Annotated in this window: 22 protein-coding genes; 12 read left to right on the plus strand and 10 right to left on the minus strand. The window is 46.7% G+C overall.

The window, feature by feature from the left end:
- Positions 1-36: 36 nt before the first annotated feature.
- The 7 genes from AC5ZC7_RS23060 to hemH form a co-directional block, all read right to left on the minus strand.
- On the minus strand, positions 37-1,038 hold the full coding sequence (locus tag AC5ZC7_RS23060) for a LysM peptidoglycan-binding domain-containing protein (protein ID WP_496158683.1): 1,002 nt from the start codon (positions 1,036-1,038) through the stop codon (positions 37-39).
- A 305-nt stretch (positions 1,039-1,343) separates the two neighbouring features.
- On the minus strand, positions 1,344-2,753 hold the full coding sequence (locus tag AC5ZC7_RS23065) for a methyltransferase RsmF C-terminal domain-like protein (protein WP_496158682.1): 1,410 nt from the start codon (positions 2,751-2,753) through the stop codon (positions 1,344-1,346).
- 43 nt (positions 2,754-2,796) lie between these two features.
- Positions 2,797-4,263 (minus strand): NAD(P)(+) transhydrogenase (Re/Si-specific) subunit beta, encoded by a 1,467-nt coding sequence (locus tag AC5ZC7_RS23070; RefSeq protein ID WP_496158681.1) that lies wholly within the window; start codon positions 4,261-4,263, stop codon positions 2,797-2,799.
- 112 nt (positions 4,264-4,375) lie between these two features.
- Positions 4,376-4,687 carry a proton-translocating transhydrogenase family protein gene (locus tag AC5ZC7_RS23075; protein ID WP_496158680.1) on the minus strand — a complete coding sequence of 104 codons (312 nt, stop codon included), beginning with the start codon at positions 4,685-4,687 and terminating at the stop codon, positions 4,376-4,378.
- Positions 4,688-4,720: 33 nt separating this feature from the next.
- Positions 4,721-5,851: a Re/Si-specific NAD(P)(+) transhydrogenase subunit alpha gene (locus AC5ZC7_RS23080; RefSeq protein WP_496158679.1), complete on the minus strand. Its 1,131-nt coding sequence runs from the start codon at positions 5,849-5,851 to the stop codon at positions 4,721-4,723.
- 61 nt (positions 5,852-5,912) lie between these two features.
- Positions 5,913-7,259 carry a protoporphyrinogen oxidase gene (hemG, locus tag AC5ZC7_RS23085; RefSeq protein ID WP_496158678.1) on the minus strand — a complete coding sequence of 449 codons (1,347 nt, stop codon included), beginning with the start codon at positions 7,257-7,259 and terminating at the stop codon, positions 5,913-5,915.
- Positions 7,260-7,268: 9 nt separating this feature from the next.
- Positions 7,269-8,315, minus strand: a complete 1,047-nt coding sequence (gene hemH / locus AC5ZC7_RS23090) for a ferrochelatase (RefSeq protein ID WP_496158677.1) — start codon at positions 8,313-8,315, stop codon at positions 7,269-7,271.
- A 310-nt stretch (positions 8,316-8,625) separates the two neighbouring features.
- Here hemH and hemA point away from each other — a divergent pair, with 310 nt between their 5' ends.
- The 11 genes from hemA (at position 8,626) to AC5ZC7_RS23145 (ending at position 22,316) form a co-directional block, all read left to right on the plus strand.
- A complete protein-coding gene (gene hemA, locus AC5ZC7_RS23095; RefSeq protein WP_496158676.1) occupies positions 8,626-9,879 on the plus strand; it encodes a glutamyl-tRNA reductase in 1,254 nt (417 codons plus the stop codon).
- A gap of 4 nt (positions 9,880-9,883) precedes the next feature.
- The gene (gene hemC / locus AC5ZC7_RS23100) at positions 9,884-10,804 is read left to right on the plus strand and encodes a hydroxymethylbilane synthase (protein WP_496158675.1); all 921 of its coding nucleotides are present in this window, start codon (positions 9,884-9,886) and stop codon (positions 10,802-10,804) included.
- The gene (locus tag AC5ZC7_RS23105; RefSeq protein ID WP_496158674.1) at positions 10,794-11,525 is read left to right on the plus strand and encodes a uroporphyrinogen-III synthase; all 732 of its coding nucleotides are present in this window, start codon (positions 10,794-10,796) and stop codon (positions 11,523-11,525) included. The genes hemC and AC5ZC7_RS23105 overlap by 11 nt, the downstream gene beginning before the upstream one ends.
- 9 nt (positions 11,526-11,534) lie before the next feature.
- Positions 11,535-12,563, plus strand: a complete 1,029-nt coding sequence (hemE, locus tag AC5ZC7_RS23110; protein ID WP_496158673.1) for a uroporphyrinogen decarboxylase — start codon at positions 11,535-11,537, stop codon at positions 12,561-12,563.
- A gap of 103 nt (positions 12,564-12,666) precedes the next feature.
- Positions 12,667-13,584, plus strand: a complete 918-nt coding sequence (gene hemF / locus AC5ZC7_RS23115; RefSeq protein WP_496158672.1) for an oxygen-dependent coproporphyrinogen oxidase — start codon at positions 12,667-12,669, stop codon at positions 13,582-13,584.
- A 21-nt stretch (positions 13,585-13,605) separates the two neighbouring features.
- A complete protein-coding gene (gene hemB / locus AC5ZC7_RS23120; RefSeq protein WP_496158671.1) occupies positions 13,606-14,577 on the plus strand; it encodes a porphobilinogen synthase in 972 nt (323 codons plus the stop codon).
- Between the two features lie 36 nt (positions 14,578-14,613).
- Complete coding sequence (hemL, locus tag AC5ZC7_RS23125) at positions 14,614-15,900, plus strand: glutamate-1-semialdehyde 2,1-aminomutase (protein WP_496158670.1); 1,287 nt, start codon at positions 14,614-14,616, stop codon at positions 15,898-15,900.
- Positions 15,901-16,044: 144 nt separating this feature from the next.
- Positions 16,045-16,467: a hypothetical protein gene (locus tag AC5ZC7_RS23130; protein WP_496158669.1), complete on the plus strand. Its 423-nt coding sequence runs from the start codon at positions 16,045-16,047 to the stop codon at positions 16,465-16,467.
- 134 nt (positions 16,468-16,601) lie between these two features.
- Entirely contained in the window at positions 16,602-17,720 is a 1,119-nt protein-coding gene (locus AC5ZC7_RS23135; protein WP_496158668.1) for an efflux RND transporter periplasmic adaptor subunit, read from the plus strand.
- A gap of 32 nt (positions 17,721-17,752) precedes the next feature.
- The gene (locus tag AC5ZC7_RS23140; RefSeq protein WP_496158667.1) at positions 17,753-20,893 is read left to right on the plus strand and encodes an efflux RND transporter permease subunit; all 3,141 of its coding nucleotides are present in this window, start codon (positions 17,753-17,755) and stop codon (positions 20,891-20,893) included.
- Entirely contained in the window at positions 20,886-22,316 is a 1,431-nt protein-coding gene (locus tag AC5ZC7_RS23145; protein ID WP_496158666.1) for an efflux transporter outer membrane subunit, read from the plus strand. Before AC5ZC7_RS23140 ends, AC5ZC7_RS23145 begins: the two co-directional genes overlap by 8 nt.
- A gap of 176 nt (positions 22,317-22,492) precedes the next feature.
- Here the strand turns inward: AC5ZC7_RS23145 and AC5ZC7_RS23150 are convergent, their stop codons facing one another.
- From AC5ZC7_RS23150 to AC5ZC7_RS23160, 3 genes are read right to left on the minus strand one after another with little or no spacing between them, the layout of a single operon-like run.
- Positions 22,493-23,287 (minus strand): dienelactone hydrolase family protein, encoded by a 795-nt coding sequence (locus AC5ZC7_RS23150; protein WP_496158665.1) that lies wholly within the window; start codon positions 23,285-23,287, stop codon positions 22,493-22,495.
- A 35-nt stretch (positions 23,288-23,322) separates the two neighbouring features.
- Positions 23,323-24,120 (minus strand): class I SAM-dependent methyltransferase, encoded by a 798-nt coding sequence (locus tag AC5ZC7_RS23155; protein WP_496158664.1) that lies wholly within the window; start codon positions 24,118-24,120, stop codon positions 23,323-23,325.
- Positions 24,121-24,135: 15 nt separating this feature from the next.
- Complete coding sequence (locus AC5ZC7_RS23160) at positions 24,136-24,873, minus strand: glycosyltransferase family 2 protein (RefSeq protein ID WP_477075444.1); 738 nt, start codon at positions 24,871-24,873, stop codon at positions 24,136-24,138.
- 186 nt (positions 24,874-25,059) lie between these two features.
- Here AC5ZC7_RS23160 and AC5ZC7_RS23165 point away from each other — a divergent pair, with 186 nt between their 5' ends.
- A complete protein-coding gene (locus AC5ZC7_RS23165) occupies positions 25,060-26,388 on the plus strand; it encodes a hypothetical protein (protein WP_496158663.1) in 1,329 nt (442 codons plus the stop codon).
- The last annotated feature ends 114 nt before the right edge of the window (positions 26,389-26,502 follow it).

The following is a 26,502-nucleotide window of genomic DNA, read 5'->3' on the forward strand; positions in this document are numbered from 1 at the left end:
TCTAATCAGTTTAATCCTGAATAAGACAAAATTCGCTTAGTTCTCATAACTCAACTCGCAATAGAAGCGGGTTTCGTTATTACCAAGGGCTTGCATGGCACTGTCGCTCAGCTTAATGATGAGGCCTGCATTGGCTTTCATCTGCGGAATAACATCCAGTACCTTAGCGTATACAGCTTTACCGTTTAATGGGTTGGTCACTTTAATGATGGTGCCACGGGGAGCGGTGTTGTGCAAGGCATAATATTTTCCTACCGCATTGCTTTTAAACCAGGTACCAGGGCCTTTCTCGGAAGTAGCCTTTTTACCGTTATTGGTTTGTTCTGCATACAGCTGCTCAAAATCAGCGCTGCTATTAGCCGCTGCCGGTCTCGCTGGCGGAGGCGCTGGTGCTGGTGGTGGTGTAACAGCGGCAGTGGCTTCCGGCTCAGCAGCGGCCACTTCTTTCTCCTTTTCTTTTTCTTTCTCTTTTCCTTTCTTCACCGTTTCTTTTACAGGAGCCGGTGCTGGTGTGGCAACTGTTTCTACTGGCTCTGCTACGGGTTCCGCTTTCTCTTTCACTTTTTCCACTTTAGGAGCGGCGTCTCCGGCTGCGCCACCTGCTTTGATAAAGCCGATGATCACATAGCTATCCTTCTTCAATCCATCACCGGAAAAGCTATTCCATTGACGGATGTTATCCAATGGCACTTTGTTATAATTCACACTTACCCGGTATAAAGTTTCTTTGTCGGTTACTTTATGATATACCGGTTTGCCGGTAGCATCGGCTTTCTGTGAAAAGTTAGCTGCGGTCAACGGAATATGCAGACTATGTCCCAGCTGTAGCCCTTGTTCCATGGATACTTTATTGGCAGCAGCTATTTCTTTTGGTGGAATACCATATGCACGGCTGAGGCTATAAAAATTTTCTCCTTTTTTAACTACATGGGATATGTAAAGGGCGGGGGAAGTACCTTGTACCTGCAGCGTGTCCTGCGCCTGCACCGCTCCTGCACTGAAACCAAACAAGACGATTGATAGAATCGATTTTACCATACTAACTCTGTTTATGATTGATGATCTGCCTGCTGCTCCGGATATTTCTGCTCTCGTATCTACTACCCAACGACAACCTAATTATACCATAGCAGCACCAAAAAATCTGATTTATTTATTTGCTATTTCGGGCAACGAATATATGCGTTAAAATTGACAATTTTACTTAATAAACCAAACGAAAAAATCCGCCTTTTGTTGTGGTCTGCTACGGGAACAATTCTCATCAAACACTCACCGCAAATACCTGTTGGCATTGGATTTCAAGTTGGCAATAATGCGAGATAAATAGTGGCACCTTATGCTTACAATCCGGTAATTTCTTTCAGGATACGTAATTCTTTCGGGTAATAATTATTCATGCGGTTGGGTAGAAACTTAGCCCAGCCCAGGTTCATTCCTTCATACCGTACCAGCGCCCAGCCTCTCACATCAGTAGGCACACCCGGATCTTCCTTACGCAGATATTGCAATGCCTGCTGGAAATTCAGATCTACAGTGGGGACCAGGTCTGCTACCAGCATACTCGCCGACAGCTGATGATCAGGAATTAATTCTTTCTGACCGGGTTGCCCCGCTTTAACACCCGCTTTGCGAATATACAATTGTTGCTGCAACAATGGCATGTCAGCAGCTAATAAAGGTGGTAATATCAATACTTCTTCCTGGTGCAGGAAATATTCATAATCGGAAGGTACCTTTAACCAGGGCATCAGCACTTCCCGTTGCCGCGCCGTTAATGCTATCCGCTTTTGCTCCTTTTCTTTGCCTTTGCGTACAGATTCTCCGCTACGCTTACGGAAGCAGGCAATGAAAAACCCTTCTCCCTGCAGCTTGTCGGGGTAAAAACGATACCCGGTACAATTTCGTTTAGTCGTTACTGTTGGTACAATTCCCCATTGTTCTTCCAGTGGTATCGTCATATTTTCCAGCTCAAAATGATCAGCCAGCCAGTCCAGGATGGCTTCATCTTCTGCGGCAGAAAAAGAGCAGGTAGAATAAATCACCACGCCATCCTCTTTAACTGCGGGCAGTATATCAGCCAGGATACGTTGCTGTCGCTGACTGCAAAGGGTTACATTTTCCAGCGACCACTCAGACACCAGCTCAGGATCACGCCGGAACAGGCCGGAGCCGGAACATGGCGCATCTACCACCACCAGGTCGAAATAGCCCGGTAACCTCGAAAAATCACGAGGATCATTATTACTCACCACTACATTCGCCGCGCCCCACTTAGTAAGATTATCCGCCAGTAAAGCCGCACGGGCTTTAATCACCTCGTTGGCCACCAGCAAACTATCGGGGCTGATCAACGATTGCAGCAAGGTCGATTTTCCACCTGGTGCAGCACATAAATCCAATACTTTCAAAGGAGCCGATACATCTACCGTAGCCCGTACCGCCTGCTCCAGGAACATAGAAGATGCTTCCTGAACATAATAGGCGCCCGCATGGAAAAATGGATCAAAAGTAAAAGAAGGCCTGGCAGGCAAATAGTATCCCTCACGACTCCACGGCACTTTATTCACACCGGCAGCAGATAAGGATTGCAGCACCTGTTGTGCTTTCTTTGGTGAAGTGATTTTATTAGGATTCAACCGCAGTGAAGTAATTTTTTCTGCGGCAGCATGTACGCGTTCAAATGTTTCCCGGTTATAACCCGGAAGTCCTGCTAACGAATCAAGCAGCGCTACTGGTAAATGACTGGACAAAGGAAGTTTTTTCGCAAAAATAATGAAAATGCGGATGTTGTCTTTATACCTCTTTAATGGCAGTCAGCAAATCCTGCAATACTTTCTTGGCATCCCCAAACAGCATGGACGTTTTGGGCTGGAAGAACAAATCATTTTCAATACCGGCATATCCCGGTTTCATACTACGCTTATTCACGATAACCACTTTCGCATTTTCTACTTCCAGTATAGGCATACCGTAAATAGGGCTGGCAGGATCATTTTTGGCGGCAGGATTTACCACATCATTGGCGCCGAGGATCAATACCGCATCCGTGGTAGGAAACTCTGCGTTGGCATCTTCCATCTCCAACAACTTCTCATAGGGCACATCCGCCTCTGCCAGCAACACGTTCATATGTCCGGGCATACGACCCGCTACCGGATGAATAGCATATTTCACTTCTACCCCCTTTTCCTCCAACAGTTTCTCCAGCTCATGACATACGTGCTGGGCCTGCGCTACCGCCAATCCATACCCGGGTACAATGATCACTTTATTGGCATAGGCCATTACCACAGCCGCATCACTTAAACTGATTTCCTTATAGCTACCCTGCTCTTTTCCACCAGCAGCCGAAGCGCCGGCACCAGCACCAAAAGAACCTATCAGCACATTCTTAAGAGAACGGTTCATAGCCTTACACATCAGGATGGTCAGGATAGTACCAGCAGAACCCACGAGGATACCACCTGTGAGCATCACCGGGTTACTGTACAGGAATCCGCCACAGGCAGCAGCTACGCCCGTAAAGGAATTGAGCAAAGAAATCACAACAGGCATATCAGCGCCGCCAATCGGGAGCACAAACAATACACCGTAAAATATTGCCAGCAGGAAAATAATATAGAAAACAAGGATACCAGTGCCGGGTGAAACCGCAAATATCATTAACAGCCAAACGGATAACGCCACAATCAGCGCCAGCACGCCCAAATTTACCAGGTGTTGTCCTTTAAAAGAAAAATCCTTCACTTTACCGGCCAGTTTCCCCCAGGCAATAATACTGCCCGCGCAAGATACCGCTCCAATCACCAGGCTGAGTAATATAATCAGTACAGTGCCCCTGGAAGCAGATGATTCCAGCAATTGCAACACCAGGTGATCATCTGAAACAGGTGCGTATAAATTGCGGATCAGTGCATGAATATGATTAAATTCTACAATAGAAATTAACGCCGCACAAGCACCTCCCATGCCATTGAACATACTCACCATTTCCGGCATGGCGGTCATCTTTACTTTTTTGGCAGACAATACTCCAATCACCCCTCCAATCAACAACCCGGAAAATATCCAGCCATAATTATGCAGAGGGGCATCATTTACCCGGTAAAGAAAGATAGTGCCCACAATCGCCAATGACATCCCCCCAGCCGCTATCAGATTGCCTTTACGGGCAGTATCCGGTTTGCTTAACATCTTTAGTCCGAGGATAAAAGTAACAGAGCCGATCAGGTAGATAATTGATAAAATGCTGGATCCCATATTGATTATTTTAGCCGTTAGCCATTAGCTGTTAGCAAATGCAGCAGAGATTAACCTATTACCTTCTTCGCTGCATTTGCTAGCAGCTAAAAGCTAATGGCTAATCACTGGTTCATTTCTTTTTACCCTTAAACATCTCCAGCATGCGGTCTGTTACCACAAAGCCGCCCACCACGTTGATAGTGCCCAATATCACGGCCAGAAAACCGATAACCAATGCTATATAATTATCCGGCTCCGCTTTTCCCATTACAATAATGGCCCCTATGATCACCACGCCGTGAATGGCGTTGGCACCACTCATCAGCGGCGTATGTAATACAGATGGTACTCTTGAAATGACTTCCACCCCCAAAAAAACAGATAGGATAACAATGTAAATCAGGTCAATATGCTGGTGAAGAAAAGCAAAAATATATTCCATGTTGAACAGGTATTTACAATCCCAGTGAGGCTATTAAGCAGGCTGCATCATGCTTTTCACGCGGTCATTCACTATTGCTCCGTTATGTGTGATACAGGCGCCGCGTACGATATCATCTTCAAAATCCAGGTGCAGGACGCCTTCCCTGGTAAGGATCAGTTTCAGAAAATTGAATACATTCTTTGCATATAACTTGCTGGCATCGGCAGGCATGGTAGCGGGCAGATTGGAGTCACCGATAATGGTAACGCCGTTATAATGCACGGTTTCATTGTTCTTTGTTTGACTGGTATTACCACCGGTGGCGGCTGCCAGGTCCACAATCACGGAGCCTGCCCGCATACGGTCCATCATTTCATTGCTTACCAATATAGGCGCTGCCCTGCCGGGAATTTGTGCCGTGGTAATCACAATATCTGCTTTGGCAATACTTTCTGCAATCCGTTGTTGCTGTTGTTGTTTATAGGCTTCTGTTTGCTCTACCGCATAACCGCCGGCAGCAGATGCATCCGCAGCTCCTGCTACTTCCACAAATTTCGCCCCCAGGCTCATCACCTCTTCTTTCACCGCCGGACGGGTATCAAATACTTCTACCACCGCTCCCAAACGACGGGCAGTAGCAATGGCCTGCAATCCGGCCACGCCCGCTCCCAATATCAACACTTTCGCCGGCGCAATACTACCTGCCGCAGTCATTAACATGGGAAAATAACGCCCATAACTATACGCTGCCAGCAATACGGCTTTATAGCCGGCAATATTGGCCTGGGAACTGAGTACATCCATGACCTGTGCCCGGGTGGTGCGGGGAATAGTATCTAAACTGAAAGAAGTAATGTTACGGGAAGCCCAGTATTCCACTTCGTTTACACGATACAGTGGTTGCAGTATACCAACAATGATTTTTCCTGCTGGCACCTGGTCTGCCAGCTCCCGGGAAGGAGGCTGCAGCGTAAAAATGATGTCTGCACCGGAAAGGATGTCTGCCGCTGTTTTTATCAATGCTCCCGCCTGCATATAGGCTTCGTCGTTATAGAACGCATTGTTGCCGGCTCCCTGCTCCACCCACACGGTTACCGACATTTGCTGCAGTTGCTTTACTACTTCAGGGACAAGAGATACCCTGGTTTCGCTGTTTTTTTCCTTTAAAATTCCTGCAATCATCTGGTGGAAATTTATAATGGAATTTAAAGAAAAAACGCCAACAACGAACTATTTTCCGGAATTAATTTTTAGTGAGTGAAGCGGCGAAAGTGGCCGCATTTTGTAGTAAAGCCGGGATAGCTACGCCTTGCAGGTAGTTTCCCTGGATAAATATGCCTGGATATTGTTTTTCAAAATCAGCCACCGCACCGCGCAACTTTGCATGCCCGACATTCAATTGAGGAATCGCTTTGGGCCAGGTACTAAATCGCTGCATCACCGGAGGAGCCGTTAAATGCAGGATAGTGGTGATTTCTTTCACCACCTGTTGCTGCCATGCAGTAGTATTCAGCTGATCAAACAACAGCTCCTGCCTGGCGCCGCCCATAAATACAGTAAACAATATTTTTCCTGCAGGTGCTTTCTCCGGGAAAATAGCAGAATTGCAGATCGCCCCGAGGAAATGCTTATTTTCTGCATGTGGCACCAAAAAGCCGAAACCTTCCAGCGGCTGTGGTAGCGCAGAAGCGTCAAACCCCAGGTGTAATACGCCCATGCGGGGATAAGGCACTTCACGTAAAAGTGTGGCAGTAGTAGTGTCCAGCGCGGTAATCATATTTGCCGTGCTGTAAGCTGGCGTAGTAATCACTACTTTGGCAGCCGCAATGCTGGTTGAAACGCCGTTTTCCACAGCGTTTACCATATAGCCGTCATTGGTGCGACTAATAGCAGTGATGTTGCAATTAAAACGTACAGGTGTGGTCAGTAACTGTGTTAAACGATGGGTGAGTACCTGGTTGCCACCTTTGAAACTGATGATTTTTCTGCCCCCCATAGCGGCTTTATTCTTCATCAATCCTTTGGTAACACTGCCGTATTCCTGCTCCCATCGCGGTAAAGCGGGCAATACTTCGGCAATGCTCATGCGGTCAGGATGTCCCGCATAAATACCGGATAATACCGGATCAAATACATAATCCGCAATTTCTTTATTAAATCGTCTGCTCACAAAATCAGTCACACTCTCTTCACCCGCAACAGGAGCGGATTTACGAAAGCTCTCCGTAAACAGCCGCCATTTGCTGCCCCTACTCAGGTAAGACGAAGCCATGATTTTGAAAGGATGTGGGGAAACCCCATGCAATTGATTGTTTCTGACCAGGAAGCGATTTTTACTGGCAGCACTGGCTTCCAGTATATCCGCTTCCAGCCCCAGTTCCCGGAAAAATGCCAATACTTCGGGCGTAGCGGCAATGGTATTGGCGCCGGCATCCAGCTCAAACCCATTTTCCCGGAAAGAATGCATCACACCACCCGAATGATCAGCTGCTTCCAGCACCAGGTAAGGCACCTGCAACTTTTGCAGTTCATATGCAATACTCAGCCCGGCGATGCCGGCGCCAATGATCAAAACGGGTTGTTCAGACATATGGAAAGATTAGACTACTTGTTCTTTGGCAATGATTTCCGTGCAATATTTCACGACGGCTTTTACCCACATCGGATGTATATTCAAACAAGGGATCATGGTAAACGTTTCCCCTCCGCTGCTTAGGAAGGAATGCTTTCCTTCTACTGCAATCTCCTCCAGCGTTTCCAGGCAATCAGATACGAACGCCGGACATACAATCAACAGCTTTTTCTTTCCCTCAGCAGGCAACGTTTCCAACAACCCGGCCGTATAAGGCTTCAACCACTCTTCACGTCCCAGGCGCGACTGGAAAGAGATCCCCCATTTTTCGCGGGGTAATCCCAACTGCTCCGCTACCAGTTCGGTGGTGACCGTGATCTGGTGACGATAACAGAAAGGAGAGGCGGCCGACTTCACATGACAACAATCTGTCACTTTCATACAATGTGCCCCGGTAGGATCAGCTTTACGCATATGCCTTTCCGGTAAACCATGATAGCTGAATAATACGTAATCATACTCCTGCTGGAGATATGGACGCATACTTTCACTTAATGCATTGATATAGTCCGGCTCATCATAAAATGGCGGAATAGTAGATAACTTAAATTTATATTTCTTCTTACGGTAAATCTCCTGTGCATACTCCACCGCCGTTTCATAAGAAGACATGGCATAATGCGGATACAATGGCAACAACACCACTTCCTTCAAATCCGGATGCTGCTTCAACAGGTTGTTATACGCTACTTCCGGGCTTGGATTGCCATAACGCATGGCTATTTCCACCGGTATCTCCATATCATTCTGCACAGCCATCTGTAATTGCCTGGTTAATGCTACCAGCGGAGACCCTTCTTCCCACCAGATAGACGCATAGGCCTTCGCAGATTGTTCAGCGCGTTTCGGTACAATGATACCTTCTATCAATATCTTACGGAATAACCATGGATAGTCGATCACGCGCTTGTCCATGAGGAACTCTATCAGATAACGCTTTACATCCGGTACAGCCGTAGAATCAGGCGATCCAAGATTCATCAATACTATTCCAACATCAGATTTAGCTACCATTTCCTTTTATAAATTGGGGCAAAGCTAAGGAAAAAGCCGAAAGCTGAAAGCAAAAAGCAAAAAGCTACCAACGCGTTTAACTATTTCAATACCCACGCTGATCCTCGCTTCCATGGCTTTTTGCTTTCTGCTTTCAGCTTTCGGCGCGCGCTTCTCTCTTGTCATCCTTTTGTAAAGAATAAAAACTGATAAAAATCATTTTTTCGTCGTACTGATTACCAGTAGTAGAAATGACACACTAATGACAGCCTAAACCCACTTGTTTGGAACGTATGAAAGTACTTTTGCAACCGGAAGCTTATACAAAAACATGCAGGTCAGTCATTCAAAAGAAATAGCAAATTTTCATATCGTTGGCATCAACTATAAGAAAACAGACGCTGCTATCAGGGGATTATACGCCATCAATCCGGCACAGTATCAACAACTCCTGGAGCATGCCAGGACGGTGCAACTAGACGATCTCTTTGTACTATCCACGTGTAACAGAACAGAAGTATACGGATTTGCGGCCAATCCCGGGCAGCTGATAGACTTACTATGCACGGAATCTAACGGAGATAGAAGCCAACTCGAAGAATTAGCCTATATCAAGTCAGGAGAAGAAGCAGTAAGACATTTATACCAGGTAGGTACCGGTCTGGATTCCCAGATCCTGGGCGATTATGAAATTATCGGACAGATACGCAATGCCACCAAATTTGCCAAAGCACATCAATGCCTCGGCAGTTTCCTGGAAAGACTCGTAAACAGCGTATTACAGGTTTCCAAACTCATTAAAACAGAAACAGGACTCAGCAAAGGCACTGTATCTGTGGCTTTCGCCACCGTTAGGATGCTGGAACGCATTTGTCCTGATATAAAAGATAAAAAAGTTGTGTTGCTGGGTGTAGGCAAAATAGGCCGCAATACCTGCAAAAACATGATTGAATACCTGGGTGTAAAAGAAGTCACCCTCATTAACCGCACCATGCAAGTGGCAGCGGATTTCGCCGATCAACACGGATTGAAATACGCCCCTTACGAAAACATGGTCAGTGAAATGCAGGCAGCAGATGTAATACTGGTGGCCTCCAATGCGCCACACCCCACTGTATTAACACATCACCTACACCAAACATCCCCCAAACTCATTGTAGACCTCTCTATTCCATTTAACGTAGAAGCGGCCGTGGGCGACCTTCCGCATATTACCCTGGTAAATGTGGATGAACTGTCGAAAGTACAGGATGAAACCCTGCAAAACAGGCTGGGCGAAGTGCCAAAAGCCATTGCTATCATTGATGAACACATGGAGGAATTCCTCTACTGGTATAAAATGCGTAAACACGCGGTAGTATTGAAAGCAGTAAAAGATAAACTGCACGAAATACATACCCGTGAAATACAACAACAGAAAAACGGAGGCCACTACAACATAGAAGATATTGAACTGGTATCCTCCCGCATTATACAGAAAATGATTAATCTCATGGCAGGAAAGGTCCGCAAAGAAACAGATAAAAGCGACCAATACATTGCCATGATCAACGATATTTTTGAGACCGGCGTTAACCAGGAATAAACCAATGGATAAAGTTATCAGGATAGGCACCAGGGAAAGTCAACTGGCCTTATGGCAGGCACACCAGGTAAATGATTTGCTCACCGCACAAGATTACCGCACCGAATTGGTGCCCATTAAAAGCGAAGGCGATATTGACCTCGTTACTCCCCTGTACGAAATAGGCGTACAAGGCATCTTCACTAAAAGCCTGGACCTCGCATTGCTCAATAATCGTATCGACATTGCTGTTCACTCTTTCAAAGACGTTCCTACACAATTACCACAGCAAATAGTACATGGCGCCATCCTAAAACGTGGTCCTGTAAAAGATTTGCTGGTATATAAAACCAATACTGATTTCCTGGAACAACCAGGCTATATCGCCAACATTGCCACCAGCAGTGTTCGCCGGAAAGCACAGTGGCTTCGGAAATATCCACAGCACCAGCTGCATAACCTCCGTGGCAATGTGAATACCCGCCTGCAAAAACTGGCGAATGAACACTGGGACGGCGCCATCTTTGCCGTAGCCGGACTGGAAAGGATCAATGTACGCCCCGCTAACTCCATCGACCTCGACTGGATGTTACCCGCTCCCGCACAAGGCGCAGTGGTAGCTGTTTGCCGGGAAGATGATACTTTCTGTCGTGACGCCTGCGCTGCATTTAACGATGCGCCTACCGCCCTCGCCACCCATATTGAACGCGAATTTTTACGTACCCTGATGGGCGGCTGCACCACCCCTATCAGCGCTTACGCTTACATAAAAGATAATACCGTACATTTCAGCGGTGAACTTTGCAGCCTCGATGGCAGCAGCTTTTTCAGCACTTCACGGGAAGTGCCTCTGGACCAGGCACAACACCTCGGTCAGGCGGCAGCAGAAGAAATTATGGCGCAAGGCGGCGCTCAAATTGTAGCACAGATCAGAAATGTCAAATGATAAATACCGCATATTATGCACCAGACCACTCGCTGCCAGCACCATCGCTACAGCTGCTGAGAGAGGTGTGCACATCGAAGTAAAAGACTTTATCCAGATAAAGCCACTATTCAATGAAGCACTGGTAGGCAAAGAAAGAATCCTGCAGGTATTTGATACTAATAACGTGCAGGTATTCACCAGCGCTAATGCGGTAAAAATCCTGGTCGAATATTACTTTTCACAGGAAGGCCAGTGGTTCCTGATTCCGAACGCCAAAGTATGTTGTATCGCCGGCAATACCAGGAAAACAGTGGAAGAGAAATTCTTCGACCCTCAAATACTGGCAGAAGCCGACTATGGCAAAGACCTCGCTAACGCCATTATTCAACGGGGCGATATCAAAGCGGTAAATTTCTTCTGCGGTAATCAACGCAGAGACGAATTACCTGACATGCTCAAAGCGGCCAACATCGCCGTCACCGAATATGTGATTTACGAAAATATTCCCACGGCTGAAGTGGTGGCAACAGATTACAACGGGATATTTTTTTTCAGTCCCAGTGCGGTTAAAAGCTACTTTACCAATAACACGCCGTCATGGGACACCGTATGCTTCGCTATCGGCACCACTACCGCCAAAGCACTGCAGGGGCATACCAACAACAAGATTATTACAAGCACTGGTACTGATGAAGCCAGTATGGTGCAAACAGCTATATTTTATTTTAACAACATTTAACTGCTACGAATGAGCGCATTGAAGAACGACTTATTGCTGAAGGCCCTTAAAGGTGAAACCGTTTCCCGCACACCCGTATGGATGATGCGTCAGGCTGGTCGCTATCTCCCGGACTATATCAAACTGCGTGATAAATATTCCTTTTTTGAACGCTGCGAAAACCCGGAACTGGCCACAGAAATAACCGTGATGCCGGTGGACCAGGTAGGTGTAGATGCTGCCATTATTTTTTCTGACATCCTTGTTGTGCCACAAGCCATGGGCATGGAAGTACAGCTGGTAGAAAAAGTAGGCCCCTTACTCCCTGCCCCTATCAAATCGGCACAAGACCTGCAGCGTTTATGCGTTCCCGATGTTCAGGAAAGATTACACTACGTATTCGATGCCCTGAAACTCACCAAAAAAACACTGGATGGCCGGGTGCCCCTGATTGGCTTTGGTGGCGCTCCCTGGACCCTTCTCTGCTACATGGTGCAGGGTAAAGGCTCCAAAACGTTCGATGAAGCAAAAGCATTCTGCTACCAACAACCAGCCGTAGCACATCAGCTGCTGCAAATGATTACTGATACCACCATTGCTTACCTGAAAGCACAGGTAGCAGCAGGCGCCGATACTGTACAGGTATTTGACTCCTGGGGTGGCTTACTCAGTCCGCAGGATTTCGAAATATTCTCTTTACAATATATCCGCCAGATCGTAGCCGCCATGAAAGATGTTTGCCCTACGATTGTATTCGCCAAAGGCGCCTGGTTTGCACTGGAAGATATGGCCGCTACCGGCGCACATGGTCTGGGCATCGACTGGTGCATTAAGCCGCATTTAGCGCGTCAGTTTGCCGGCGATAACATCACCCTGCAGGGTAACTTCGATCCGGCTAAATTGCTGGCGCCTATCCCTGAAATTGAAAAGGCAGTGAAAGAAATGTTGAAAGGCTTTGGCAGACAACGTTACATCGCTAACCTCGGACACGGCATCTTACCAAACGTACCGGTAGATCACGCCAAAGCATTTGTGGAAACAGTTAAAGCACACGGATAAGTGCAGCTGTTAGCCATTAGCTGTTAGCTATTAATAACTCATAACAGCTAATACTAAAAAATTAAACAACAAAACACTCTAAAAGCTAAATGCTAACTGCTAAATGCTAAAAGATCAATTCATCACCTTTATCCACGGCCTGCAGGATCAAATCTGCGCCGCACTGGAAAAAGCAGACGGGAAAGCTACTTTCCGGGAAGACCTCTGGGAACGCCCCGGCGGCGGTGGTGGCAAATCGCGCGTAATTGCCAATGGTAATGTATTTGAAAAAGGCGGCGTCAGCACTTCTATCGTGCATGGCGAACTACCGGAAGTAATGGCACAACAGTTTGGCGTTACCAACAGCAAATTCATGGCCTGCGGTATCTCCCTGGTGATCCACCCGGTGAATCCTTTTGTACCTACCGTACATGCCAACTTCCGCTACTTCGAATTATACGAACAAGATGGAACACTGAAAGACAGCTGGTTTGGTGGCGGCGCTGACCTCACCCCTTACTACCTGGAGGAAAAAGATGGTATTCATTTTCATCAAACCTTCAAAAATGCCTGTGATCCTTTCGGAGCAGACCTCTACCCAAAATATAAAAAACACTGCGATGAATATTTTGTGAATAAACATCGCGACAATGAAGCCCGTGGCATAGGCGGTATATTCTACGACTACCTGCGCCCGGACGCCAATACCACCGCGGAAGAAAGACTGGCCTTCTCCAAAGCCAATGGAAACGCTTTCCTGGAAGCCTATCTCCCGCTCGTGGAAAAAAACAAACAGGTACCTTACACCGAAGCCCACAGAAGCTGGCAGGCGTATAGACGTGGTCGTTACGTGGAGTTCAATCTCATCCACGACAGAGGCACCCTCTTTGGCTTAAAAACCAATGGCCGCACGGAGTCTATCCTGATGAGCCTGCCGCCGGTAGCCCGCTGGGAATACGACTTCCATACGGTGCCCGGTAGCCCGGAAGCGCAATTACAGGAATTCCTGAAACCACGCGACTGGATAAAGCCCACTATATAAAAACTATAAATTTTTATAAAGATGATCAGAAGAAACAGAATTTTAAGAGTATCTCCCGCCATTCGTGCAATGGTAGCGGAAACAATAGTAAGGCCCAGCGATTTTATTGCCCCCTTATTCATTACCGAAGGAGAAAATGTGAAGGACGAGATCAGCTCTATGCCAGGTTATTTCAGGTATTCACTGGACCTTACCATTAAGGAAGCCAAAGAACTCTGGAGCCTGGGTATTAAAAGTGTATTACTATTTGTAAAAGCACCGGATAGTGTAAAAGATAATAAAGGAACAGAAGCAGTAAACCCTAACGGGTTAATGCAACGCGCCATCCGTGGTATCAAAGATGCCATTCCTGATATGGTAGTGATGACCGATGTAGCCCTGGATCCTTATTCTTCTTATGGTCATGACGGTATTGTAGAAGGCACCGAAATTGTGAACGACCGTACTGTGGAAGTACTGGCACGCATGAGCCTCAGCCATGCACAAGCCGGCGCCGACTTCGTAGCACCCAGCGATATGATGGACGGCCGTATCCTTGCCATCCGTAACATCCTGGAAGAAAATGGTTTCGATAAAACCGGTATCATGGCCTATAGCGCCAAATATGCTTCCTGTTTCTACGGTCCTTTCCGTGATGCACTGGATTCTGCACCCGGATTTGGTGATAAAAAAACCTACCAGATGGATTACGCCAATTCCCGCGAAGCCATCAAGGAAACATTGATGGACATTGAAGAAGGAGCCGACATCGTGATGGTAAAACCAGCGATGGCGTACCTGGATATTATGCGCATCATTAAAGATCGTACTACCGTTCCCGTTAGCGCTTATCATGTGAGCGGAGAATATGCAATGATAAAAGCAGCAGCAGAAAGAGGCTGGCTCGATGAAAACAAAGCCATCCTGGAAACGATGACCAGCATGAAACGCGCAGGTGCCGACCTGATTGCCACCTACTTCGCAAAAGATGCGGTGCGACTGCTCAATGCATAATTTCCTATCTTGCATAAAATAATAAATCACCACCAGATGTACAGCAAAAGTGAAATGTTATTCGGGAAAGCAAAGCAGGTAATTCCCGGCGGTGTGAATTCTCCCGTAAGAGCATTTAAAAGTGTAGGCGGCACACCCATTTTTATGGAACGCGCAAAGGGTGCCTACATGTACGATGTAGATGGCAACAAATATATCGATTACATCAACTCCTGGGGCCCCATGATCCTTGGCCATGCCTATGAGCCGGTGATCAAAGCCATTCAGGAATATGCTACCTACTCCACCTCTTTTGGTGCACCCACTGAATTGGAGATTAAAATCGCGGAACTGATCGTATCCATGGTACCTAATATCGACATGGTACGCATGGTGAACTCAGGTACAGAAGCCTGTATGACCGCCCTCAGGCTGGCAAGAGGCTATACCGGCCGTAACAAGTTCATCAAATTTGAAGGCTGCTACCATGGTCACGCAGATGCGTTCCTGGTAAGCGCCGGCAGTGGCGTGGCTACATTGGGCATTCAATCTGTTCCTGGCGTAACCGCTACGGTAGCAGAAGATACCCTTACCGCTCCTTATAATAACTTACCTGCCGTAGAGCAACTGGTAGCAGAACATGGCGCTGAAATTGCCGCCATTATCATAGAACCGGTAGCCGGTAATATGGGTTGTATTTTACCTCAGCCCGGCTTCCTGGAAGGACTGCGCAAAATTTGTGATGCCAATAACATCCTCCTGATATTTGATGAAGTAATGACCGGCTTCAGGCTGGCTCGTGGCGGCGCTCAGGAATTACTGGGCATCAAAGCCGACCTCGTTACCTTCGGAAAAATTATTGGCGCCGGTATGCCGGTGGGCGCTGTAGCAGGTCCGAAAGAAATCATGGAAAACCTGGCCCCTGCCGGAAAAGTATACCAGGCAGGTACTTTAAGTGGTAACCCGATTGCCATGATTGCCGGATATACCCTGTTAAACACCCTCAACGATAATCCTGTTATCTATCAGCAACTGGAAGAAAAAGCCAGTTACCTGGTAAACGGATTAAAAGAAGCCTTCGGTGCTGCAGGTGTTGTACACAGCATTAATCAAATGGGATCCATGCTGAGTGCACATTTCACCGAATATCCGATCGTTGATTTTTCTGCTGCTTCTGCCGCCAATAATGAATTATTTAAACGCTTCTTCCATGCTATGCTGGAACGTGGTGTATACCTGCCGCCTTCTGCTTTTGAAAGCTGGTTCATGTGTAATGCACTCACTACTGAAGATCTCGACGCTACCATCGCCGCAGCTAAATCAGCGATGCAGGCTATCAAATAGTTAACAATTCAATCCTGTGCTGAGTGGAAAAGGCTGTCTCTCTCGAGACGGCCTTTTATTTTGTGCTTACCGGTCATCCAAAAATATTTCCTTTACAATAAACTAACGGACAAATAAATTTAAAATAATTAATTTCGTTGATTCATGAGCGAGCGCTTACACATATTAAAACACTGGACAACGGTTTGCTTCCTGCTGTGTTTACAGCTGGTAACCGGTACCCTGCCTGTGTTTTCAGCGCATCGCCATTTGATGCTGCGCGATATCGCACTACAACAAACGCAGCAAAATCAACTGGAAAACCTCGTTCAGAAACTTCCTATACAACTGGAAGCCGATGATGATGGTATCGATGTATGGCAGGTAACAAAACACCGGCGTAAAACCCGCTGGTATATCTCTGCTACCGCACCACAGGTGAGTACCGCCACCCGTATCGTATACCTCGATGCAGACAATACTGCTCGCAGCATATATATTCCTGTTAACAAAACCGGAGAATACGAACGTCAGAAATCCTTTTTGCCGGCGTACTACTCATTCCTCTTCCGGTTTACCCCCTTCTGAATACACTACACCAGCATTTTTGTTTGTAATTTTTTTTAGGGAGATGCCTACCTTTTCTGCTACCATAGCGGAATAGCATCTTACTGTGTTGTATTCACCTATTCCGGGCAAACCGGGATCAATATTTTATTGCTATGCGTCAATATACAGGGATCCTTGCATCGCTGAGCGCCCTTTTTATGGCTGGTTGTGCCACCAAAGGAGAAAGTACTCATAAAGAAGACTTAAAAACATTGCCGGTTGCGGTACTGGTTACTAAAGATACCATCCTGCACCGTTCCTATGTAACAGATATACAGGCCGTGCAAAACGTGGAAATACGTGCACGGGTAAACGGTTTCCTCGATAAAATATACATCGATGAAGGCCAGGAAGTAAAAAAAGGGCAATTGCTTTTTGGCATCAGCGACGCAGAATACCGTGCAGAACTCACCAAAGCAAAAGCAGTACTGAGTAGCATGATTGCAGAAAGCAAAGCCGCTGCGCTGGAGCTGGATCGGGTTACCATGCTGGTAGAGAAAAAAGTAGTAGCCGCCTCCGAACTGGAAGTAGCCAAAGCCAAACTCGCTGCGGCCCAGGCTAAAATTGAAGAAGCCCGCTCTGCCGCCGACAATGCGGAAATGCACTTGTCTTACACCAGCATCCGCGCACCTTTCGATGGTATTGTAGATCGTATTCCACTGAAAAAAGGAAGTCTCATCAGTGAAGGTACCCTGCTCACTACGGTGTCGGATACACGTGAAATATATGCCTACTTCAACGTATCGGAAACAGAATACCTCCAATACAATAAAGCATTGGCAAAAGGAGATAACAGTTATCGCCAGGTGGCCCTCGTGCTGGCAGATGGCTCCGATTATCACCACACCGGCCACATAGAAACCATAGAAGGCGAATTTGAGGAAAACACCGGCTCTATTGCGTTCCGGGCACGCTTTCCCAACCCTTCCAAACTCCTCAAACATGGCGCCAGTGGTAAAGTACGGCTCACCACCGAAATGGATAGCGCAGTGATTATTCCGCAGAAAGCAGTATTCGAAATGCAGGACAAAAACTACGTATTCGTAGTAGATGCCGCCAATAAAGTGAAGATGAAAAACTTTATTCCAGCTGCCCGCTTTGCACATTTCTACATCGTTAAATCCGGTCTGCAACCCGGCGAACGAATTGTATGTGAAGGCGTACGCAATATCCGCGATGGCATTGAAATCGCCCCGCGCAGCCTGCCCATGGATAGTTTACTGACTTTATAATCACCAGCTTTTCAGCTGCAATCAAGGAATCAATGTTTGACACTTTTATAAAACGACCGGTGCTATCACTGGTCATATCGCTTATTATCACACTGGTAGGCTTGCTCGCCTTGTTCACCCTGCCGGTTACCCAGTTCCCGGATATTGTGCCGCCTTCTGTAACGGTAACGGCCAAATATACCGGCGCTAACGCAGAAGTATCGGCCAAAGCCGTGTCCACCCCATTGGAAAGGGCTATCAACGGGGTACCTGGGATGACGTATATGTCGTCTGTATCCAGTAACGACGGGATCACCGTTATCCAGGTATTTTTCCAGGTAGGTACAGACCCCGATCAGGCCGCCGTAAACGTACAAAACAGGGTAGCCACCATTATTGATGAATTACCGGAAGAAGTTATTAAAGCCGGTGTAACCACTGAAAAGGAAGTCAACAGCATGCTGCTCTACCTCAATATCATGAGTGAAGACACCACGCTGAATGAACAATTCATCTACAACTTTGCAGATATCAACGTACTCCAGGAACTGAAACGTATTGATGGCGTAGGTCGCGCAGAAATCATGGGCGCCAAGGAATACGCCATGCGCGTATGGCTGAAACCCGACCGTATGCTGGCTTACAACGTTTCCGCCGATGAAGTGATCCAATCCATCCGCAAACAAAATATTGAAGCCGCCCCCGGTAAAACCGGCGAAAGCTCCGATAAAAATCCGCTGATGCTGCAGTATGTGTTACGATATACCGGTAAATTCTTTGAACCGGAACAATATCAGCAAATTGTACTCCGCGCCGGACAGGATGGCTCCGTGCTCCACCTCAAAGACGTAGCCGACGTAGAGTTTGGCTCACTCACCTATAGCATGGTATCCAAAACAGATGGCAAGCCCTCTGCCTCTATCATGCTCAAACAACGCCCCGGCTCCAATGCCCGCGAAGTAATTAACAATGTGAAAGCGAAGATGGAAGAAATGAAAAATACTTCTTTCCCGCCCGGCATGACCTTCAACTTTAATTACGATGTATCCCGCTTCCTCGATGCTTCTATTCATGAAGTAGTACGCACCTTGTTTGAAGCATTCCTGTTGGTATTCATCGTGGTGTTTATTTTCCTGCAGGACTTCCGCTCTACACTCATCCCTGCGCTGGCTGTACCCGTAGCACTGATCGGTACTCTCGCATTTATGCAGATGATGGGCTTCTCTATCAACCTGCTTACCCTCTTTGCTCTGGTACTGGCCATTGGTATTGTGGTAGATAACGCCATTGTGGTGGTGGAAGCCGTACACGTAAAAATGAGTGAAGAACACCTACCTCCCATGGAAGCCACGCTGGCGGCCATGAAGGAAATCAGCGGCGCGCTGGTAGCCATCACACTGGTGATGTCGGCAGTGTTTATTCCGGTAGCATTTTTATCCGGACCGGTAGGCGTATTCTATCGTCAGTTTTCACTCACCTTAGCCATTTCCATTGTTATTTCCGGTATCAATGCGGTAACGTTAACGCCTGCACTCTGTGCCATCATGTTGAAAGACACGCACGGTAAACCCCGCAAAAAGAGCTGGCTGCAGCGGCTCTTCAATGGTTTCAACAAAGGCTACAACGCAACAGAAAATAAATATGCTAAACTGATCAGCTTCATCGCCGGCAGAAGACTGATCACACTGGCCTGCCTGGTATTTTTCTTCGCAGCCACCTGGGGCATCAGTGCCATCCTCCCTTCCGGCTTTATTCCAACAGAAGATCAGGGAATGATTTATGTGAACGTAACCACACCTCCCGGTGCCACCGTGGAACGTACAGAAGAAGTGCTGGACCAGGTACAGGCGATTGCCGCCAAACTGGGCGAAGTAGAATCAGTATCTACCCTGGCCGGTTACAGCCTCGTCAATGAAGTAGCCGGCGCCTCTTATGGTATGGGCATGGTCAACCTTAAGCCCTGGGATCAGCGAAAGGCATCTGTACAGGACATGATCGAGCAACTACAAAAGCTCACCGCGGGCATTGCCGACGCCAGCATTGAATTCTTCCCTCCGCCTACGGTTCCCGGCTTCGGTAACTCCAGCGGATTTGAATTACGCCTGCTGGATAAGAGCGGCAGCGGCGACTTACGCCAAACCGCCCAAATCACCAACCAATTCATTGATGCGTTAAAAAAACGGCCGGAAATAGGAAGCGCCTTCACCAGCTTTGATGCAGAGTTTCCTCAATACCTGATTCATGTGGACCAGGCCATGGCTGCCAAAAAAGGCGTGAGCATAGAAAATGCCATGAGCAACCTGCAAACGTTAATGGGTAGCTTCTATGCCTCTAACTTTATCCGCTTCGGACAAATGTATAAAGTGATGGTACAGGCAGATCCGCACTATCGCACCAAACCGGACGACCTGCTACGCCTGTACGTAAAAAATGACCGGGGTGAAATGGTATCGTACTCCGACTTCGTCAAACTGGAACGGGTATACGGACCAGAGCAACTCACCCGCTACAATATGTATACCGCCGCCATGATCAACGGCGACGCCAAACCAGGCTTCAGCAGCAGCCAGGCAATTGCCGCAGTACAGGAAGTAGCCGCCAAAGAATTACCCAGGGGCTATAGCTATGAATGGAGCGGTATGACAAGAGAACAAATTCTTTCCGGTAACCAGGCCATCTATATTTTCATGATCGTACTGGTGTTCGTATACCTGTTGCTGGCAGCACAATACGAAAGCTTCCTACTGCCGTTGCCGGTATTGTTATCCCTGCCCGCAGGGATCTTCGGTGCTTTCCTTTCACTCAAATTACTGGGACTGGAAAACAACATCTACGCGCAGGTAGCCCTCGTGATGCTGATTGGGTTGCTGGGTAAAAACGCCATCCTCATCGTGGAATTTGCCATCCTGAAAAATAAACACGGCGCTACAGTACTGGCCGCCGCCAAAGAAGGAGCCGTATCCCGTTTACGTCCTATTCTCATGACCTCCTTTGCATTCATTGCGGGATTGATTCCGCTTTGTATTGCCTCCGGAGCAGGAGCCATGGGTAACCGTTCCATTGGTACAGCCGCCGCCGGCGGTATGCTCATCGGTACTATTTTCGGGGTGCTCATTATCCCCGGATTGTATGTCCTGTTTGCTTCCATGATCCCGCAAAAAAAGGTCTCACTTAAAGCTTACACTAATGAATAAACGTATTCGTCAATATACCTTATACGCCTGCCTGGCCACTACGGCCATGGCTTGCAGTACCCAAAAGGAAGTGCAGCTACCGGAACGTATTACCGTTCCCGTTAGCTCCACAACTGATGGGGACACTCTTTCCCTCCGGCAGTTTTCGCAGGTATTCAGTGATCCGCATTTACGTGCGTTGATTGATACTGCACTGCACAATAACTTCGACCTGTTATCAGCGGCACAACGTGTCACTACCGCACAAGCCAACCTGATGATGGCTAAAAATGCCTGGCTGCCCACACTCAACGTGGCATTGTCTGCCGGCGTGGATAAATATGCGGACTATACCCTCAATGGTGTGGGTAACTTCGATACTAACCTGTCGCCCAACATTAGTAAGGACCAACGCATTCCGGGTCCTACCCCGGAGTACTTCGCGGGTTTGAGAAGCAGCTGGGAAATAGATCTCTGGGGTAAACTAAAAAGCCAGCGCCAGGCGGCGTATGCCCGCTTCCTGGGTAGCCAGCAGGGACGCCGCCTGCTGACCACACAAATAGTAGCAGGTGTTTCCGGTCTCTACTACGAACTAATTGCTATGGACAATGAACTGGCCATCATACAACGTAATATCAAACTGCAGGAATCAGCAGTGTCCACTGTACATATCCAGAAAGACGGTGGACGCGCCACAGAACTGGCAGTACAACAGTTTACCGCACAACTGCTCAGCACACAGGCATTGGAGTTTGGGGTAAAACAGGAAATTGCCGCACTGGAAAACCAACTCAATGCGTTGCTGGGAAGGCTGCCACAATCCATTACCCGTAGTCATCCGAAAGAGGTGCAGGCCCTGCCGGGCGCCATCCAAAATGGTATACCGGGACACCTGTTGCTGCAACGTCCGGATGTACAACGGGCAGAACTGGAATTAAAGGCCGCAAAAGCGGATGTTAAAGCGGCAAGGGCGGCTTTCCTCCCTTCCTTTACCATTACGCCTTATGCAGGATTCAACGCGTTTAAAGCAGGACTGCTGTTTCAGTCGCCCGCGTCCATTGCCTGGGGCGCAGCAGGAAACTTAATGGCTCCCGTCTTCAATAAAAAACAGTTAAAGGCACAATATAACATCAGCACGGCCACTGCATTTACCGCTTTCTATGATTATCAGCAGGCCATCGTAAACGGGTACCAGGAAATTGCTTCGGCGTTGAATAAAGTAGATAACCAACAGCAAGCTTTTGCCCTGAAAAACAGGGAAGTGTTGGTATTACAGGAAGCCGTGTCTACAGCAAATGTATTGTTCACTACCGGGTATGCGAACTATCTCGAGGTGATTACTGCACAAAAAAATGTGCTGGAAGCAGAGTTGGCGTTGGTGAGTACCCGCCGGAATGTTTACCAGGGAATGGTATCCCTGTATCGAGCACTGGGGGGAGGCTAATGCAGCGGAATTTGTCTTGTTCAGGATTAGACTGATTAGACTGATTTTTACTTTTAGATTTTGGAAGATATAACGGAATAAATTCGCGTATATCTTCCAAATTTTTCCCGATTTCCAAAAATCAAAATATAAAAATCAGTCTAATCAGTCTAATCCTGAACAAGACAAAAACTCGCTTATTTCTTCTTATGCGAAAACAACCAGGTCATTACCCCCGGTTCTACAAATACATTATCCCAGCTATTATGCCCTACACCGGGATATTCAGTATACTTCTCTTCAGCTCCCAATGCTTTCAGTTTGGCATCATATGCGCGGGAAGCTTCCGGGGGTACTACTTTATCCTCTCCTCCATGAAAAATCCATACCGGCACTTTTTTCGCAAAGCGACCTGCTTCCGCCACATTGCCGGCGCCACAAATAGGGAAGGCAGCCGCAAATGTTTTGGGGCGTGTACTGATCATATAAAAAGTGCCCATACCACCCAGTGATAAACCACCGATGTATACCCGTTTGGTATCTACTTTTCCACTTGCCAGCAGGCTATCCAGTAAAGAATTCAACAAGGCGGTAGGCGGTGTAGGTCCTTCATTCAGCGGGAAATCGCCCCGGGTAATTTTGCCGCTGCTGTCGCGGTCAAATTTCATAGGCGCCCATATCTGATCCGGCGGACACTGCGGGAAAAGGACAAAAGCCGGGTAATTGGCGCGGATACTATCACGCAGGAACATATCGCCGCCATGCAGTAGCTGTGCATTATTATCAGTACCTCTTTCTCCTGATCCATGCAGGAAAATAACCAGGGGATATTTCTTATGTGCATCATAGTTTGCCGGCAACAGTAAACGGTACCGAAGCACATTACCTTTACGGCTAAACGTTTGATAGGTATACTGTGGAAGATCCTGTGCAGCAGCCACCAGCCCGGTAAGGAGCAGGCAGCCCAGGAGAAAGTTTTTCAGATAACGCATATTAGGATTTTAGTACCTAATATACTACCGGAAAATCAGTATTTCAATGTGAAGTGTTGTTTGACCTTAAAATCTTTCCTTAAAAATACTAACCCAATGAAAAACAGATCAATAGTCATGGTCACCTGCGGGTGATCCTGGATGGTATGCCAGGCGGCTTCCATATCGGGTGTCCAGTGGATATCGTCAAATATTAAAACAGAGTACTCGTCTGTAAACTGCAGACATTGTTCAAAATATGCCAACGTGGGCTCTTTACGGTGGTTGCCGTCTATATAAACCCAGTCCGGTAACTGCATTCGCTTTAATACATCCGGGAGCACCGTATCAAAGTTACCGGTGATCTGCTCAATGTTGTTGATATGCAGTGCTTCAAAATTTTTGGCAGCACGGGCAGCAATGTTAGGACAGCCTTCAATGGTGTAAATGCGGGCATGTGGTGCAGCCTTAGCCATATAGGCAGTAGAAAGGCCCATAGAGGTCCCCAGTTCAAGGATCCTGCCCGGTTGCAGGTATTTTATCAGCCGGTAAAATAACTGCCCGAATTTAGGCTGTTTGGCCGCATAACGGGTAATGTCCCGGACGCGACGTTCATTACCGGCTGATATCAGGGACCCAGCGCCCAGGTCGGTAACCTGGAGTGTTTCCTCACTTTTCAGTAGTTGTTTGCGCAACTGTTCTATCTCCCTGAAAGCAGCATGCTGCTTTTTGTCCAGCAATACGTCTTCTATCAGTGCATACACAAAAGGTGAATGCACGTCGTGACGATTGTCTGAAGTAAAATAATACTTCAGATATTTCCCCGCTAAATTATACTGTTGCGCTAAACCCACTGGCTATCTTAAATTTTAATAAATCTTTCCTTTCATCAAACCCCACATATGCAAGCGATGCTGCAGGGATACCCTTAATACTCCCAGGCCATAAATAGCACTGCGCTTGAAATTGATACTGGAGGCTTCATCGAAATATTTGGTAGGACAGGTTACCTCAGCAATATCATATCCTTTCATAAATATCTGCGAAATCATCTCATTATCGAACACAAAATCGTCATTATCAGCCATATAGTTGATATTACGCAATACTTCAGCAGAAAAAGTCCGGTAACCGGTATGATATTCACTCAGCTTCTGGCCAATCAGGATGTTCTGGGTTAATGTTAAGCAACGGTTAAATATGTACTTATACATCGGCATTCCACCCTTCAGTGCGCCCTTACCCAGGATCCTGGATCCAAATACCACCGGGTATACGTCGTTGGCAATGATACTACACATCGCCATAATCAGCTTAGGCGTATACTGGTAGTCAGGATGCAGCATTACTACGATGTCTGCTCCCAATTCCAGTGCCTTATTGTAACAGGATTTCTGGTTCCCGCCATATCCCTTGTTATTGTCGTGACGAATCAGGTGTTTAATGCCTAGTTGTCGCCCTACTTCCAGGGTTTCGTCCTTACTGGCATCGTCTACCAGTACTACATCATCGACTATTTCAAATGGAATTTCCCGGAATGTTTTTTCCAGCGTAAGCGCTGCGTTGTAGGCCGGTAATACAACCACAATCTTTTTGTTATTCAGCATGAAAGTGGATCAAATTTGGACGCAAAGGTAAGTCACCTGCCGATAATTCAAAATATATCATTGAAAACCATTATTTCACCACCCATCATGATTTAATTTTAACTGTTATTAATTATTTATCTTTGCCTGATGATGTTTTTGGCATCATATTTTCTTAAATTTTTGTTAACAAAAAGCAAAAACAACATGTTAAAACACCTACCAACGGAAATGAAGCATGCTAAACGCTTGACACACAAGCCCGATGAGTCGTTACCGTTAGTACACCTGGCCTTAAGACGCGTTGCTACAGGATGGATTAAATTTATATCAGCACCTCTTGTTTTACTTTTTACACTCCAGACTGCCTATGCACAGGATCCGGAGCTGAAAGGAACCGTATCCCCTGTTATCAAAACCCAGGATACCACCATTCGTAAATTAATGGAAGAAGTACAACGGATCACTGATAACGACAAGCAGAATTCCAACGCTATTCAAGCGTTGCTGCAGGGAAAGGACTTTGATAATATGACCAAATATGACCTGATCAAGAATAATATTATCAATGCCAGTGAAACCTATTATCTCCTGAATAAAAAAATAATAGATCTCAAGTCGCGTACTACTACCAACAACCTGGATGTATTCATTACTTCCCTCAACAACCCGGAAAGTAAAGCGCTCGGTTTTTCTCTGAGTGACCGCATCGTAGAACTGGTAGAGAAAATCATTCTTAAAAATAAAGGAGATAAAAGCGAGAAGAATTCTAAAATTGTTGAATCTACCAAATCGATTATCAACAGTCCCATCTTCCAAAGCTTTACTTCACTCACACCACCGCTGGCCATCGCTAATTCTGTGATGAACTTCCTGCATAGTGTGAGTGTAAATAACAAACAGATTAACCAGAAGTCGCTGCAGGATTTCGAGAAAGAACTCAACAAATACGTGGTATATTATACAGCGTTAAATGATGCGAATCAGAAATTCGAATACGGCCTGAACTTTAATAAAGATCAGCTCAGCCTCCTGCAGGATAACCTGTTTGATCACCTCTCTTTCACCGCTACTTCCATGAAGTTCCCGGCTCCTCAAAAAGGCAATCAGAGCCTGAGCCAAACGATGAATGAATACTTCATTGATTTCAGGAAGGAAAAAGTAGTAGACTACTTCAATAAACTGGAAGAAAAATATTCCAAAGGCAAACGGATCGATTACGAATCCCTGCTGCGGGAGAACTCTTCCCTGAAGGAAGTAAACAACCAGCTGGAAGATCTGGTGTTACAAACCAAACGATTTGAAAACCTGTATAATGAATATTTCACCCTGCTGGATTCTTACTATACCAAAGTAAACAGTTCGCTGAAAATTGCACAGGACAACGGTCTAGCAGATAAAAGCATTATCGATACCAAACAGGCGGAGTTCAGAAACCTGAAAACAGAAGCCGTAGGCGAAATACAAGCCTCTATCAACATCCGCGAATTGTATAGCAATACGGAGAAAATCAAGTACCGGTACAGAATATTCTAATAGCCGGAAGACTATTGGAAAATAAAAAGCTATTGAGGCGAATGACCTAAGCGTGTTAATATCCGCAGTGGTCCTTCGCCTCAATAGCTTTTTACTTTATTCGCTTTCCTATAG

The sequence above is a fragment of the Chitinophaga sp. 9-1-y genome (assembly GCF_059511905.2).